The following is a 14,383-nucleotide window of genomic DNA, read 5'->3' as shown; positions in this document are numbered from 1 at the left end:
TCATGCGTACTTTCGCGGCCCTGGTGCTGGCCGCCGCCATGTTATGCGTGTCACCGGCCACCCCGGCGAGCGCCACCGCCGAACCGGGCTCCGCCACGGTCGTGCCCGTGCAGGTCACCGGCACGACGGCCAAACGATTCAACCTGATCATCATGGGCGACGGCTACACCGAGGCCGAGCAGGCCCGGTTCCGGGCCGACGCCGACCGGCACCTCAACGTGATGTGGTCGATCGAGCCGTTCAAGTCGTACCGGAACTACATCAACGTCTACCGGATCGACATCGTCTCGGGGGAGTCGGGCATCAGCTGCGACCCCGGTCTGGACGCGCCGCGCCGTACGACGCCGCTGAGCATGGGCTTCTGGGGCCGGTGCAACCCGAACAGCGTCCAGCGCCTGATCACCATGGACAACGCCGCCGCCACCCGCTACGCCGACCTGGTCACCGGCACCTCCTCCGGCAACCGGCAGATCCTCGCCCTCGGCAACAGCGGCACGTACGGCGGCGCGGGCGGCTCGTACGCCACCGCCTCCGGCAGCAACAGCATGTCCGCCCTGATCAGCCCGCACGAGCTGGGCCACTCCCTGGGCGGCCTGCAGGACGAGTACGACTACTACCAGCGCGGCGTCCCCGGCGGCGCCTACACCGGCCCCGAGCCGTCCAGCGCCCACCACACGCTGCTCACCGAGCAGGAGCTGCGCGACCAGCGCAGGAAGTGGTGGCGCTGGCTGGGCGAGCCCAGCGAGTCGGGCGGCCCGATCGGCCGCTACGAGGGCGGCCTGTACTACACCAGCGGTGTCTGGCGGCCGAGCGCCCACTCGATGATGAAGACCCTCGGCTACTACTTCGACCAGGTCAGCCGCGAGGTCATGGTGCAGCGCATCACCGCCAAGACCATGGTGATCCAGGACTCCACACCGACGGGCGCGCCGGTCGGCGCCGACCGGGTGCTCTGGGTCGAGCCGATGCGCCCCGTCAGCCACTCCCTGACGACCACCTGGAACGTGGACGGCAAGGACCTCCCCGGCGACCGCGACACGCTCGACCTGCGCACGCTCGGCCTGGCCCCGGGCACGCACACGGTCACCGCCACCGTCTCCGACCCGACCGGGTTCGTCCGCGACCCGGCGATCAGGACCGCCATCACCAGGACCCGCACCTGGACGGTGGACACCGCCCGCACCACCCCGCCGGACGGCGTCGAGCCCGCGTTCGTCTCCTCCACCCCCACCGACCGGCCGCTCGGCCGCGACGACGTCGTGTACGTCGAGACCACCCACCCCGCCGCGGCCGTGCCCGAGGTCACCTGGACGCTGAACGGCGACCGGTTCACGGGCACCGACCTGGACCTGGGCGAGCGCGACCTGAAGCCGGGCACGCACACGCTCACCGCCAGCCTCGGCGGCCGGACGCTGACGTGGACGGTCGACGCCACCGCGCCGGACACCGGGTACGAGCTGTCCCGGCCGCTGGCCAGGTCCGGCCACACCTACGTCTACAACGGCCCCTTCACCATGCGGCTCACCGGCTCCGACGACCGCGACGGGTACGTGGTGTCGGAGTCGCGGGTGGACGGCGACGGCTGGTTCAACTACTTCGGCTGGCCCACGTCCTCGGAGCTGCCGTGGACGTACTCCGAACAGGGCACGGTGATCGACTCCCTCGTGTACGGCAAGCTGCCGCGCGGCCGGCACACGATCGAGTACCGCTCCATCGACGCCGCCGGGAACTACGGCGAGCCGGAGGACTTCACCGTCACCACCATCGCCCCGCCGCCGGCGTGCACCCGCACGGTCACCGGCACGCACCAGGGCGCGCTCACCGTCGCCGACGGCGTCACCTGCCTGGACGGCGCCCAGGTCACGGGGGCGGTCACGGTCCGGCCGGGCGCCTCGCTGGTGGTGACCGGCGGCCGGATCACCGGCGCGCTCACCGCGGCCGGGCCCGCCGAGGTGCACCTGCTCGGCGCCCGCGTCAGCGGCGCGCTCGCCGTGAGCGGGGCCGGGAACCTGACGATCGTGGGCGCCGACCTGCGCGGCGCCGCGCTGCTGAGCGGCAACACGGCACCGGTCCTGTCGGGCACCATGGTCAGGGGCGCGCTCGCCTGCCCGGGGAACACGCCCGTGGACCTCGGCGTGCCGAACACGGTCAAGGGCGGCGGCCGGTGCGCCGACCTAGCGGACGGCCCCCGGGGCCGCGCGTACGAGGCGGTCCAGCACCTCTCCCAGTGAGGCGGTCGCGAGATCGCGGACCCTGGCGTACTCGTCCTCCGGGTACTGCCGGGGTCCGTTCTCGACCAGCAGGATCAGGTACAGGTAGGCCCGGTAGAGGTCGATCCGGATGCGTGCCGCCGGGGTGAGCTCCAGCGGCGTCACCTCGCGGTAGCCCGCCAGCAGCGGGTCGTCCTCCTTCAGCTCGCCGAAGATCGTCGGCGTGACGAACTCGGCGAGCGGGTCGCCCCAGAAGGCCCGCTCGTGGTCGATGATGGCCTGGATCCGCGGCGGGCCGCTCAGGTCGAGGAAGACGTTGCCCGCCCACACGTCGAAGTGCACCAGCCGCGGCGTCGTCACCTCGTCCAGCGCCGGCGCCGCGGCCTCGCACACGGCCATGATCTCCGCGGCCGGGCGCGGCAGCGGCGTCGGGTAGCGCTCGGTGTCGCCCAGCAGCGCCGCCACCATCGCCAGGAACGCCTCCCGCCACGTGGCGCCCACGATCCCGGCGTGCGGGTAACCGAACACCTCGCCCGTCACCGTGTTGAACCGGGCCAGATGCCCGCCCAGCTCCCGGCGCAGCGCGGCCTCGCCCTCGGGCTTGACGTCGTTCCACGACACCCCGTCGAGCGCGGCCAGCAGCAGGTAGTCGCCGCCCAGCACCGGGTCGTCGAACCCGGCCCGCAGCAGCCCGGCGACCGGCACGCCGGCCTCCAGCGCCAGGCCGATCGCGGCGGCCTCCATGCGCAGCAGGTTGCGCTCGTAGCTGAGCTGCTCCAGGTCGGGCGGGGGAGCCAGCTTGAGCACCGCCTCGCGCCCGTCGTCGAGCTTCAGCCGCCAGACGGCGTTGGCGTAGCCGTCGGTCAGCTCGGTGGCGGCGGTGACGCCCGTGCCCACCGCCCGCCGGACCAGCGCGTCCAGCTCTGCCTCCGATAACCGGCGCTTCGTCCTGCTGTCCACGGCACCTCCCTGTCGATGTCACATGGCGCCCCGCCCCCGCCCCCGCCCGGGACCGCGGCGGGCCGGGGCGCTTCCCCGTCAGGCGGACTCGCGGCGCACCAGGTGCGTGTCGAGGATCACGACGGGCTGGCGCAGCTCCCGGCCGTTGATGCGGGCCACCAGCAGCTGGGCCATCTGCCGGCCCATGGCCTCGGTCGGCTGGTGGACGGTGGTCAGCGGCGGGTCGGCGTGCAGCGCGGCCTTGGAGTCGTCGAAGCCGATCACCGCCACGTCGCCGGGGATCGCCCGGCCCGCGGCCTTGAGCACGCGCATCGCGCCCAGCGCCATCGGGTCGGACGCGGCGAAGACCGCGTCGAGCTCGGGATGCGTCCGCAGCAGCTCGGTCATCGCCGCCGCGCCGCTGTGCTCGGAGAAGTCACCGTAGGCCACCAGCTCCGGCAGCCCCGAGGGCAGCAGCGCGTCGCGGTAGCCCGAGAGGCGGTCGACGCCCACGCCCATGTCCTGGGAGCCGGCGATCGTGGCGATGCCGGTGCGGCCCAGGCCCAGCAGGTGCTTGACCGCCTGCCGGGCTCCTGCCCTGTTGTCCATGTCCACGTAGCTGTAGGGGTCGAGGCCGACGGGCCGGCCGCCGAGCACGGTCGGCACGCCCATCGCCTCGAGCCTGCCCGGCAGCGGGTCGGCGCCGTGCAGCGACAGGAGCAGCACGCCGTCGACGTGCTGCCCCGTCAGGTAGTGCTCCAGCCGCGCGTGCTCCTCCGGGGTGCGTGCCATCGCCAGGATGAGCTGCAACCCGGTCTCGGCCAGCGCCGAGCCGATGCCGCGGATGGTGCCCGCGAAGTACGGCTCGTCGAAGACCCGGAACTGGGACTCGGACACCACCAGCGCCACCGTGTCCGTGCGGCGCGTGACCAGGGCCCGCGCCGCACGGTTGGGCACGTAGCCCAGCTCGCGGATGGCCAGCTCAACGGCCTCGCGGGCCTTGGCGCTGACGTTCGGCGAGCCATTGATGACTCTCGACACCGTGCCCCGGCCTACCCCGGCCCGAGCCGCGACTGCCTCAAGAGTCGGTCGGTTCATGGCGCCTATTCTGCCGGATGATCTCCGAGTACCAGAGCGCGCTGTCCTTGAGCAGCCGTTCCTGGGTCTCGAAGTCCACATGTACCAGGCCGAAGCGCTTGCCGTAACCCCAGGCCCACTCGAAGTTGTCCATCAGTGACCAGGCGAAATAGCCCTCCAGGGGCACGCCCGCCTCGATGGCCTCCTTGCAGGCGCCCAGGTGCGCCTCCACGTACGCCTGCCGCTCCCGGTCGTGGATCCGGCCGTCGACGAGAACGTCGTCGAAGGCGGCGCCGTTCTCCGAGACCACCATCGGGATCGGCGGGTAGTCCCGCGCCACCCGGGTGAGGATCTCCACCAGGCCGCCCTCGTCGATCTCCCAGCCCATCGCGGTGACGGGCCGGCCGCCGTTGACGAAGGACACGTGCTCGCTGCCCACCCACGGAGAAGCCGAGTCCGTGGGGGCCGCCGCCGCCGACGCCCTGCCGCCTGGTGCTCCCGAGACCGTGAAGCGGCTGTAGTAGTTGACGAGCAGCACGTCGATGGGCGAACCGATGGTCTTCATGTCGCCCGGCTGGATGACCTCCGGGTCCATCCCCAGGTCGTCGAGCACGTCCTGCGGATACTGGCCGGTCAGCAGGGCGTCGAGGAAGAACCGGTTCTGCAGCCCGTCGATGCGCCGGGCCGCGTCCAGGTCCGCCTCGCTGTCGGTGGCGGGGGTGACCGCGTACAGGTTCACGCAGCCGCCGACCCGCCGGGCGCCCATCGCCTGGACGGCCAGCCCGTGCGCGAGGTTGAGGTGGTGCGCGCCCCTGATCGCGTTCTGCGGCTCGCGCCTGCCCGGGGCGTGCTCGCCCGAGGCGTAGCCGAGGAACGCGGCGCACCATGGCTCGTTGACGGTGCTGAAGGTGTGTACGTGGTCCTTCAGCGCTTCGTGCACCGCCGAGGCGTACTCGGCGAAGCGGTAGGCCGTGTCACGGTTGGGCCAGCCGCCCTGGTCCTCCAGCGCCTGGGGCAGGTCCCAGTGGTAGAGGGTCAGCCAGGGGTCGATGCCCTGCCGGAGGAGCTCGTCGGTGAGCCGCCGGTAGAAGTCGAGGCCCTTCTGGTTGACCGCGCCGGAGCCGGTCGGCTGGATGCGCGGCCAGGAGACCGAGAAGCGGTAGGCCGTCAGGCCCAGGTCCGCCATGATCGCGACGTCTTCCTTGAACCGGTGGTAGTGGTCCATGGCGACGTCACCATGATGGCCGTTGAGCACCCTGCCCGGGGTCTTGGTGAAGGTGTCCCAGATGGAGGTGCCGCGGCCGTCCTCGGCGACGGCGCCCTCGATCTGGTACGCCGACGTCGCCGCGCCGAACGCGAAGCCAGTGGGGAAGCGCAGGCCGGAACGCGTCTGTTCCTCTTGAGTCGTCACGCCTTGACCGCACCTTCCATGAGTCCGCCGACGATCTGGCGGCCGAATGCGATGAATACCGCGATGAGCGGAATGATGGACAGCGCCGTACCTGCGAAGATCAACGTGTAGTTCGTGGAGAACCGCTCGTTGAGGTTCGTGATCGCGGTCTGCACCGTCGGGTTGTCCGGGGTCAGCACGATCAGCGGCCACATGTAGTCGTTCCAGATGAGCATGAACGTGTTGATGCCGAGCACGGCCATGCCCGGACGCACGGCCGGCAGCACGACGTTCCACCAGATGCGCAGCGTGGCCGCGCCGTCGACCCGGGCGGCCTCGACCAGCTCCATCGGCACGGCCTGCCGGGTGTACTGGGTCATCAGGAACACGCCGAACCCGTTGAGCAGGTAGGGCAGGATCACCGCCGTGAGCGTGCCCGTCCACTCCAGGCTCACCATGAGCCGGTAGAGCGGCACCACGCCCATCTGCTGCAGCGGCACCGCCATCGTCAGCAGCACGAGCAGCAGCAGCAGGTTACGACCCTTGAAGCTGAGGTTGGCGAAGGCGAAGCCGGCCAGCGTGGAGATGATGACCACGGAGACGGTGACGACGCTCGCCACGATGAACGAGTTCGTCAGGCCGGTCAGGAACTTGGCGTCCTCGTTGTTGAGCACCGCGACGATGTTCTCGCCCAGGTTCCCGCCCGGCAGGAACACGGGCGGCACCGCGATCGCGTCGGCGTTGGTGCGCGAGGCGATGACCAGCATCCAGTACAGCGGGAACGCCGACAGGACGATGGCCACGGCCAGCATGACCCTGGTGATGATGGTCGGTGACCAGTTGGTCATTTCGTGCCCCCGATCCTGCGCACGACCAGGAAGTTGATGAGCGCGCCAACGAGAATGAGCAGGAACAGCAGCCAGGCGGCCGCGGAGGCGTAGCCGTAGTCGTACTCACGGAAGCCCTGCTTGTAGATGAACATGGCCACCGTCTGGAACTGTCCCTGCGACCCGCCGTCGGGGTTGCCGTTGTAGAACGTGATCGGCTCGGCGAACAACATCAGCCCGCCGATCGTGGAGTTGAGCACCACGAAGATCATGGTCGGGCGCAGCATCGGCAGCGTGATCTGCCAGAACTGCCTGCGCCGCGAGGCACCGTCGATCGCGGCGGCCTCGTACAGGTCGCGCGGGATCGTCTGCATGCCGGCCAGGAAGATGATCGCGTTGTAGCCGGTCCAGCGCCAGTCGACCATGGTGGCGATGGCGATCCACGACGGGATCCGCTCGGCCCGCCAGTTGGTGGTCTCCATGCCGAACTGGCCCAGGATCCAGTTGACCAGGCCCCAGTCGCGGGCGTACAGCTGCGTGAACACCACCGAGACGGCGACCACCGACGTCACGAGCGGCAGCAGCACGCTCATGCGGATCGCCAGGCGGAACCGGAAGCGCTTGTTCAGCGCGTTGGCCAGGAACAGCGCGAGCAGCATCTGCGGGACGGTGGCGAGCACGAACATGCCCACCGTGTTCACCACGGCCCGCCAGAAGTCGTCGTCCCCCAGCAGCGCGGTGTAGTTGCCCAGCCCGGCCCACTCCGTGGTCCCGGCCAGGTCGTAGTCGTAGAGCGAGTAGTAGAGCGTGAAGACCAACGGGAAAAGCCCGAAGGCGGCGAACAGCAGGAAGTAGGGAGACACCAGGGCGTACGGCATCGCCTTGACGTCCATTCTGGAACGCCAGCGGCGGCCGGGCGGGCGGTCACGGCGGTGGGTGTTCCGTGCCGCCCGCGGAAGGGTGTCGAGGCTCATAACAGACCTTTCAGCGGCAACATGCCCGGCCCGCTCCTGGCGGGCCGGGCGGGGAGATCAGCCCGCGGCCTTGACCGCGTCGTCGACCAGCTGCTGCCAGGCCTTGTCGTAGGGGACGGAGCCGTCGTCCATGCCCTGGATGACGGACTCGATGGCGTTCTTGACCTGGGCGTGCTTCACGCCGAGGAAGACCGGCTGGAGGCTCGACGCCGACTTGGCGAAGATCTCACCGATGGGGGCGTCGTTGAAGAACTCGTTCTTCGCGCCCTGCACGGCCGGGTCCTGCTGAGCCTTGGTGTTGCTCGGCATGTTCCCGAAGTCGGTGAAGATGCTCGCCTGCGTCGTGGCCTGCGTCAGGTAGTCGGCCACCTGGGCCGCTTCCTTCGGGTGCTTCGACTGCTTCGGCACGGCCAGCCAGGAGCCGCCCCAGTTGCCGCCGCCACCGGGCACCGCGGCCACGTCCCACTGGCCCTTGCCGGCGTCGCCCGCGTTGCCGCTGACCACGCCGAGCATCCACGACGGGCAACCGACCGTGGCGAACGCGCCCTTCTGGGTGCCCGCCGCCCACTCGTCGGTGAAGTTGCGCAGCTTGGCGGTCAGGCCCTGCTGGCTCATCTTCTGGGCGAAGTCGAAGCCCGTCTTCACCGCCGGGTTCTTGTCGACGATGAGGTTGTTGCTGGTGTCGAAGTAGCTGACGTTGCCGTTCTTGGCCGCCTCCTGGTAGAGCACCACCTGGTAGAGCGTGTTGGTGCCGTCAGCCCACTTGGTGTCCTTGACCTTCGACTGGAACTGCTGGCCGACCTTCATGAACTCGTCCCACGTGGGCCACAGCGCGCTGACCTTGTCGCGGTCCGTGGGCAGCCCGGCCTTCTTGAACAGGTCGGTGCGGTAGCAGATGCTCATGCCGCCGATGTCGGTGCCCAGACCGAACACCTTGCCGTCGGCCGCGACGCCGTTCTCCCACTTCCACGCGGGGAAGTCGGCCTTGCGCGACTCCAGGCCGTACTCCTTCAGGTCGGCCCACCACTCGCTGCGCGCCTTGGCCAGGCCCATGCCGCCCTCGTCGATGCCGACGACGTCGCCCGCGCCGCTGCCGGCCTGGAGCCACTGGATCATCTGCGGCCAGTACTGCTGCTCGAACTGGTCGGTCAGGTTCTCGTACTTGATCTGGATGTCCTTGTGCTCGGCGTTCCACTTGTCGACGGCGTTCTTGTAGCCGAAGTTGGAGCCGCCGCCGAACGTCTGGACGCGAATCGTGACCGGCTCAGCCGCCGCTGACGACGCTGGAGCGCTGGACTCCGGCGTGCTGCCGGAACCACAGGACGCGACGGCCAGCGCCGCCGCGGCCAGGGCCGAGGCCGCGGCAAGACCGCCGCGACGCTTGCTGATCATCATGGTGGACCCCTTCTCGGGTGAATGGTGGGGAGGTGCACCGCGGCACGCGCTCCGCCGCGGTGGGAGACTTTGGGAGCGCTCCCACAAAGGGTGCACTTGCGGGGTCTGGACGTCAATCCCGCGAAACGCAACCGTTACCTATGGTGCGGTTTACAACTGTGAAACCGGATTTTCCACGATAAATAGCCCAAAGAGCTGATTGGGAGCGCTCCCACCACAAGAGACATCTTTTGTGTCGCATCAAGGGCATGTCACCCGCACAGCCTGCCCTTGCCCCCGCTGACAACCGGCAGTCACGCCGCCGGGGGAGTGCGGCGGCGGGGCCGTCGCGTCCCGATCTCCGTCCAGATAGTGAGAAGATTTGTCTCGTGCGGTGGGCCTATCGCCGCCCCCAGAAGGCGTACGGGTCCCGCCCCGGCCGGAACCCGTGGGCCGCCGCCATGTCCGCCGCCTCCCGGAACCCGTGGGCCACGGACGAGGGGTCGTGGGCGTCGCTGCCGAAGGTGACCGCGTCCCCGCCTTCCTTGTGCCACCACCGCACGATCGCCGGGTTCAGCGGCAGGCGCGTGTTGATCTCCAGAGCCCGGCCCGACGCGGCGGTCGCCCGCAGCGCGTGCCGGAACTCCTCCTCGAACGCCGCCAGGTCGAACGGGCCCGCCGTCCGTTCCGGCCAGTAGCGGATCGGATAGTCGATGTGGGCCAGCACCGAGAACACGTCGCTCCCGGCGACGAGCCGGGCGACCTCGGCCAGGTAGTCCCGGACGACGTCGGCCGCGGCCCGGCGCTCGTAGTGGCCTGGCGGTTCGGCGAAGCCGTCGCCGATCGGGAGGCAGTGCAGGGAGCCGAGCACCAGGTCGAACCGGCCGGCGCCGAGCACCTTCGCGACGGCCGCGGTGTGCCGGTGGGGCTCCCCGAGCTCCAGGCCGGTCAGGATCCGCAGGTCCGGGAACAGGTCCCGGCACCTGTCGATCTCCTCCAGGTAGCCGAGCGCGTCGAACGCCGGAGGGGTCAGCCGCCCCTCCGGCGTGGTCAGCGTCGCGAGGTGGTCGTCGGGGTCGGGGACGATCGTCCAGACCGTGTGGTCGACGTGCTCGGTGAAGGCGATCGCCGGCAGGCCGAGGTGCACCGCCCGCGCGCAGGAGCGTTCCATCGAGCCCGCCGGGGCGTCCCAGGACCACTCGCTGTGCACGTGGCCGTCCAGTGATGGCGTCAAGGGTTCCACTACTTCCGACACATCGATCCAAGGGTCACAGGAGCAGCTCGCCCACCGTCTCGCCGTACAGCACCTCACCCGTCGGCTTGAAACCGAGCCGCAGGTAGAACCGCTCGGGCCCGCCCGTGCCGCGCTCCCACAGGACCGTGACGCGCCGATGGCCGCGCCGCCGGGCCTCCTCGCACACGGCCCGCACGGCGAAGCGGCCGTAGCCCTTGCCCTGCTCCCCGGCGGCCACGTTGAGGCGCCAGATGCCGCAGCGGAAGGCGCCGATCTCGTTGCCGGGGTCGAAGTTGCCCATGACGAACGCCACGGCCCGCTCCCCGTCGCGGACCAGGCGGGGCCAGGCGGTGTGGCGGGCGGCGTACGCCTCGGCGAGCGAGGCCATCACCGGGGCGACGAACGCCTCCTGCTCCGGGCTCACCTTGATGCCGAGGGCGGCGGAGAGGTTGCCTGGGGTGATCTCTTCGAGTCGTGGTGGCACGGGTCTCCTCACAGCTCCGGGGGTTTCGCCGCCGCGGCACGCTCCTCCAGGAGGGCGCGTTCGCGGGCGTTGCGGGTCATGCCCGCCGCCCGCTCGAACTCCGACCTGGCCTCCTCCATCCGCCCCAGCTTGAACAGCAGGTCACCGCGCACGCTGGGCAGCAGGTGATAGTCCTTGAGCGTCGGCTCGTCCACGATCTGGTCGAGGAGCTCCAGCCCGGTCGCCGGCCCGTACGCCATCGACAGGGCCACCGCCCGGTTGAGCTCCACGACCGGGGAGCGGGACATCCGGGCCAGCGACTCGTACAGGCTCGCGATCCGCACCCAGTCGGTGTCCTCCGCGTCGACGGCGCGGGCGTGACAGGCGGCGATGGCCGCCTGCAGGGTGTACGGCCCGGGCGTGCCGGCCAGCTCCTCGGCCCGGTCGAGCGCGGCCAGCCCGCGACCGATGAGCAGCCGGTCCCAGCGGGCGCGGTTCTGCTCCAGCAGGAGTATGGGCTCGCCGGACGGGCCCACGCGGGCGGCCGAGCGCGACGCCTGGATCTCCATGAGCGAGACCAGGCCGTGCACCTCGGGCTCCTTGGGCATCAGGCCGGCCAGCACGCGGCCCAGCCGGAGCGCGTCCTCGCACAGCGCGGGGCGCATCCAGTCGTCACCGGCGGTCGCCGAGTAGCCCTCGTTGAAGATGAGGTAGATGACCTCCAGCACGGACGACAGGCGGCCGGCCAGCTCCGCGCCCTGCGGCACCTCGAACGGGATCCGCTGGTCGGCCAGGGTGCGCTTGGCGCGGACGATGCGCTGGGCCACGGTGGACTCCGAGACCAGGAACGCCCGCGCGATCTCGTCGGTGGTCAGGCCGCCGAGCACGCGCAGCGTCAGCGCCACCCGCGCCTCCACCGACAGCGCGGGGTGGCACGCGGTGAACACCAGCCGCAGCAGGTCGTCCTCGATCTCGTCGACCTCGGGCAGCTCCTCCTCCAGGTCGAGGCGGTGGCCGAGCTCGGCGAGATTGCGCTGGAGGCGTTCGTTCCTGCGGATCAGGTCGATGGCGCGGCGCTTGGACACGGTCATCAGCCAGGCGCCGGGGTTGCGCGGCACGCCGGACGCGGGCCACTGCTCCAGGGCGGCGACCAGCGCGTCCTGCGCCAGCTCCTCGGCCAGGCCGACGTCGCGCACCATACCGGCGAGCCCGGCGATGAGCCGGGCCGCCTCGATGCGCCAGACCGCTTCGATCGCGCGATGGGTGTCGGAAGCCGTCACGGGCCCATGAGACCAGCCCCGCGCCCGCCGTCGCAACCCGGTCCGGTCAGGGGGTCAGGCGCCAGGGGGTCAGGCGCCGGGGTCGTCCACGCCGAGCCGCTGGCGCAGCGCCTCCTCGCGCTCGCGCTCCTCGGCGGGCATCGAGTCGTCCGGTACGTCCGAGGCGTCGAACACCCGCCACACGTCCAGCCCGATCCCGTCGTGCCCCGGCGGCACCGGAATCCGCAGGGCCCACTCGATGGCCTCCTCGCGCGACTTGACCTGGATCAGCCAGAAGCCCGCGATCAACTCCTTCGCCTCGGTGAACGGCCCGTCGATCACGCTCGCCCGGCCACCGCTGTAGGCGATCTGCGCCCCCTGCGAGCTGGGGTAGAGGCCCTCGCCGGCCAGCAGCACCCCGGCCTTGGCCAGGGACTCGTTGTAGGCGTGCATGTTGTCCACGAGCTCCTGGCTGGGCAGGACCCCGGCCTCGGTCTCCGCGCTGCCCTTGCCCACGATCATGAACTTCACCGCTGTGCTCTCCTCCGCTTCCGTGGCGGCCCCGGGAGCCGCCCTCACCCGACGCGTCGAACGGCCGCGCCGCGGATCGACACGCTCCCGGCGCGTTGTTCCGCGTTGTTTCCCGCCGAGCCCGGGCCGCGATGCCGTCCAGAACGTACTCGAGTCAGGTCTCGAACGGCTCCCGTCCGTAATAAATCTACAGTGTAAAGGCGGCCAGCTCGTCCAGGAAAGCGCGCGCCGTGGGCGCGCAGTCCTCCGGCGACGGGACGGCGAGGGCCAGCGTTCGGGTCATCGCCGGCTCCAGGGGCCGGGTGACCACCGAGCCGAGGTCGGCGGGCAGGCCCAGCGTGGGCACGATGCTGACCCCCAGGCCGGCGCCGACCATCTCCAGGATGGCGGCGGGCCCGCTCGCCTCGAGGGCGATGTCCAGCCGCACCCCCTCTCCCGTCGCCGCGCCGGTGATCAGCGGCCGGCAGCCGGCGGTGGTCAGGATGAACGGCTGGCCGGCCAGGTCGGGCAGGCGCACGACCGGGTGGGCGGCCAGCGGGTGCCCGGCCGGCAGCACGGCCACCATGTCGTGGGTGCTGAGGTGCGTGGTGTGCAGGCCGGGGGCGGGCAGGGTGACGACGCCGATCTCGGCGGCGCCGCGGTGCAGCCAGTCGCGGATGTCGTCGTCCACGCCCTCGAACAGGCGCACCCGGACCTGCGGGTAGCGGTCGGTGAAGGCGCGCAGCAGCTTCGCCACGATCGTGCCGGTGGCACTGGGCAGGCTGGCCAGGCGCAGTTCGCCGGTGATCTGGCCGTTGGCGGCGGCCACGTCGGCGCGGATGAGGTCGAAGTGCCGCAGCGCCTCGCGGGCCCGGGCGAGCGCGCGGCGGCCGGCCTCGGTGAGGGCGATGCCGTCGCGGTGGCGGACGAACAGGGTCGCCCCGAGCTCGCGCTCCAGCGTGGCGACGGCGCGGCTGACGGCGGGCTGGGACATGCCGAGGTGGTCGGCGGCGGTGGTGAAGCCGGCGTGGTCGGCGACCGCGACGAGCACTCTGAGCTGCGCCAATGTCATGCCGACATACCCTAGTTGGTATTTGACCGGGGCTGGAGCAGAACACGATGGTTATGCCATGACCACGCGAGAGACGATTGACGTAGACGGGCGGCGGGCCGGCTATCTGACGGCCGGGGAGCGGGGCCCGATGGTGCTGCTGCTGCACGGCACGTACTGGAGCCGGGTCTGGGCGCCCGTGATCGACCGGCTGGCCGCGGCCGGGCTGCGGCCGGTCGCGGTCGACCTGCCCGGTCTGGGGCGCTCGGAGGGGGAGTTGACGGTCGAGACGGCGGCCGTTCCGGCGCTGGCGGAGTGGGTGGCCCGCTTCGCGGCGGCGGTGGGGGCGGAGGAGCCGGTGGCCGTGGCCGGGCACGACATCGGGGGCGCGGTCGCGCAGCACCTGCTGGCCGCGGGGCCGGTGCGGGTGCGCAGGCTGGCGCTGGTCAACTCGGTCACGTACGACTCCTGGCCGGTGGCCGCGGTGGCCCGCTACCGCGACCCGGCGGTGGCCGCCGCGACGACCGCCGAGGACGTGCTGGCCGCGCGCCGCATCGCCGTAGGTGCCGCGCTGGCCCGTCCGGCGACGGAGGAGGAGCTGGCCGACTACCTCGACCCCTGGACCGACCCGCGGGTCTGCCGGTCGTGGCTGGCCCTGGCGGGCGCGGCCGACAGCCGTTACACGCTCGACCTGGTCCCGGCGCTGCGGGCCGACCGTACGCCGAAGCTACTGGTCTGGGGTGAGGACGACCAGTTCCAGCAGGTGCGGCAGGCCGAGCGGTTCGCCGCCGAGATGCCCGCCACCAGGCTGGTGCGCATCCCGAAGGCGGGTCACATCCCGATGGAGAACGACCCGGACGGGGTCGCCGGGGCGCTGGCCGCGTTCTTCCTGGAGTGAGCCGGGCTTATCCCGATGTGCCCGCATCGGTTTGACCCGCCGAGCGCGGCGGGGTTACCGTCAGGCACATGGCATACCAATGTGATCGCATTGGATTGGCGTGAGGGCCGTCAGTCTCGCCGGCCTGCTGCCGCTGGCCGGGCCCCGCCGCCTGCTGCCGCTGGCCGGGCCCCGCCG

Annotated in this window: 13 protein-coding genes; 2 read left to right on the top strand and 11 right to left on the bottom strand. The window is 71.2% G+C overall.

Translation table 11 applies throughout. The features are described 5' to 3' along the window. Window positions 1-2: 2 nt before the first annotated feature. Window positions 3-2,231, top strand: coding sequence for a M64 family metallopeptidase (locus tag ACBJ59_RS46790; RefSeq protein WP_375116538.1), 2,229 nt, complete (start codon window positions 3-5; stop codon window positions 2,229-2,231). Here ACBJ59_RS46790 and ACBJ59_RS46785 read toward each other — a convergent pair. The 11 genes from ACBJ59_RS46785 to ACBJ59_RS46735 form a co-directional block, all read right to left on the bottom strand. Next, complete coding sequence (locus ACBJ59_RS46785; RefSeq protein WP_375116537.1) at window positions 2,175-3,170, bottom strand: phosphotransferase family protein; 996 nt, start codon at window positions 3,168-3,170, stop codon at window positions 2,175-2,177. The genes ACBJ59_RS46790 and ACBJ59_RS46785 overlap by 57 nt on opposite strands. Before the next feature lie 78 nt (window positions 3,171-3,248). Further along, window positions 3,249-4,247 (bottom strand): LacI family DNA-binding transcriptional regulator, encoded by a 999-nt coding sequence (locus ACBJ59_RS46780; RefSeq protein WP_364112222.1) that lies wholly within the window; start codon window positions 4,245-4,247, stop codon window positions 3,249-3,251. Further along, window positions 4,228-5,637 (bottom strand): GH1 family beta-glucosidase, encoded by a 1,410-nt coding sequence (locus tag ACBJ59_RS46775; RefSeq protein WP_375116536.1) that lies wholly within the window; start codon window positions 5,635-5,637, stop codon window positions 4,228-4,230. Before ACBJ59_RS46775 ends, ACBJ59_RS46780 begins: the two co-directional genes overlap by 20 nt. After that, entirely contained in the window at window positions 5,634-6,464 is an 831-nt protein-coding gene (locus ACBJ59_RS46770) for a carbohydrate ABC transporter permease (RefSeq protein WP_375116535.1), read from the bottom strand. Before ACBJ59_RS46770 ends, ACBJ59_RS46775 begins: the two co-directional genes overlap by 4 nt. After that, window positions 6,461-7,417 carry a carbohydrate ABC transporter permease gene (locus ACBJ59_RS46765; RefSeq protein WP_375116534.1) on the bottom strand — a complete coding sequence of 319 codons (957 nt, stop codon included), beginning with the start codon at window positions 7,415-7,417 and terminating at the stop codon, window positions 6,461-6,463. Before ACBJ59_RS46765 ends, ACBJ59_RS46770 begins: the two co-directional genes overlap by 4 nt. A gap of 57 nt (window positions 7,418-7,474) precedes the next feature. Continuing rightward, window positions 7,475-8,812 (bottom strand): extracellular solute-binding protein, encoded by a 1,338-nt coding sequence (locus ACBJ59_RS46760; protein WP_364112230.1) that lies wholly within the window; start codon window positions 8,810-8,812, stop codon window positions 7,475-7,477. A gap of 379 nt (window positions 8,813-9,191) precedes the next feature. Beyond that, the gene (locus ACBJ59_RS46755; RefSeq protein WP_375116533.1) at window positions 9,192-10,025 is read right to left on the bottom strand and encodes a PHP domain-containing protein; all 834 of its coding nucleotides are present in this window, start codon (window positions 10,023-10,025) and stop codon (window positions 9,192-9,194) included. A gap of 34 nt (window positions 10,026-10,059) precedes the next feature. After that, window positions 10,060-10,509 carry a GNAT family N-acetyltransferase gene (locus ACBJ59_RS46750; RefSeq protein ID WP_375116532.1) on the bottom strand — a complete coding sequence of 150 codons (450 nt, stop codon included), beginning with the start codon at window positions 10,507-10,509 and terminating at the stop codon, window positions 10,060-10,062. An 8-nt stretch (window positions 10,510-10,517) separates the two neighbouring features. Then, window positions 10,518-11,768, bottom strand: coding sequence for an RNA polymerase sigma factor (locus ACBJ59_RS46745; RefSeq protein WP_375116531.1), 1,251 nt, complete (start codon window positions 11,766-11,768; stop codon window positions 10,518-10,520). Window positions 11,769-11,837: 69 nt separating this feature from the next. After that, entirely contained in the window at window positions 11,838-12,269 is a 432-nt protein-coding gene (locus ACBJ59_RS46740; protein ID WP_375116578.1) for a YciI family protein, read from the bottom strand. A 196-nt stretch (window positions 12,270-12,465) separates the two neighbouring features. Further along, window positions 12,466-13,329 (bottom strand): LysR family transcriptional regulator, encoded by an 864-nt coding sequence (locus ACBJ59_RS46735; RefSeq protein ID WP_375116530.1) that lies wholly within the window; start codon window positions 13,327-13,329, stop codon window positions 12,466-12,468. 58 nt (window positions 13,330-13,387) lie between these two features. Here ACBJ59_RS46735 and ACBJ59_RS46730 point away from each other — a divergent pair, with 58 nt between their 5' ends. After that, on the top strand, window positions 13,388-14,206 hold the full coding sequence (locus ACBJ59_RS46730; protein WP_375116529.1) for an alpha/beta fold hydrolase: 819 nt from the start codon (window positions 13,388-13,390) through the stop codon (window positions 14,204-14,206). Window positions 14,207-14,383: the final 177 nt, after the last annotated feature.

Source organism: Nonomuraea sp. MTCD27, assembly GCF_041950495.1.
Taxonomy (GTDB): Bacteria; Actinomycetota; Actinomycetes; order Streptosporangiales; family Streptosporangiaceae; genus Nonomuraea.
Note: the sequence above shows the minus strand (reverse complement) of the source record. Positions and strands in the feature narration are given on the sequence as shown.

Bases quoted from the DNA above. Each gene is read 5' to 3' on its own strand.
- ACBJ59_RS46790 (WP_375116538.1), top strand. From the start codon at position 3: ATGCGTACTTTCGCGGCCCTGGTGCTGGCCGCCGCCATGTTATGCGTG.
- ACBJ59_RS46780 (WP_364112222.1), bottom strand. From the start codon at position 4,247: ATGAACCGACCGACTCTTGAGGCAGTCGCGGCTCGGGCCGGGGTAGGC.
- ACBJ59_RS46770 (WP_375116535.1), bottom strand. From the start codon at position 6,464: ATGACCAACTGGTCACCGACCATCATCACCAGGGTCATGCTGGCCGTG.
- ACBJ59_RS46765 (WP_375116534.1), bottom strand. From the start codon at position 7,417: ATGAGCCTCGACACCCTTCCGCGGGCGGCACGGAACACCCACCGCCGT.
- ACBJ59_RS46760 (WP_364112230.1), bottom strand. From the start codon at position 8,812: ATGATGATCAGCAAGCGTCGCGGCGGTCTTGCCGCGGCCTCGGCCCTG.
- ACBJ59_RS46740 (WP_375116578.1), bottom strand. From the start codon at position 12,269: ATGATCGTGGGCAAGGGCAGCGCGGAGACCGAGGCCGGGGTCCTGCCC.
- ACBJ59_RS46735 (WP_375116530.1), bottom strand. From the start codon at position 13,329: ATGACATTGGCGCAGCTCAGAGTGCTCGTCGCGGTCGCCGACCACGCC.
- ACBJ59_RS46730 (WP_375116529.1), top strand. From the start codon at position 13,388: ATGACCACGCGAGAGACGATTGACGTAGACGGGCGGCGGGCCGGCTAT.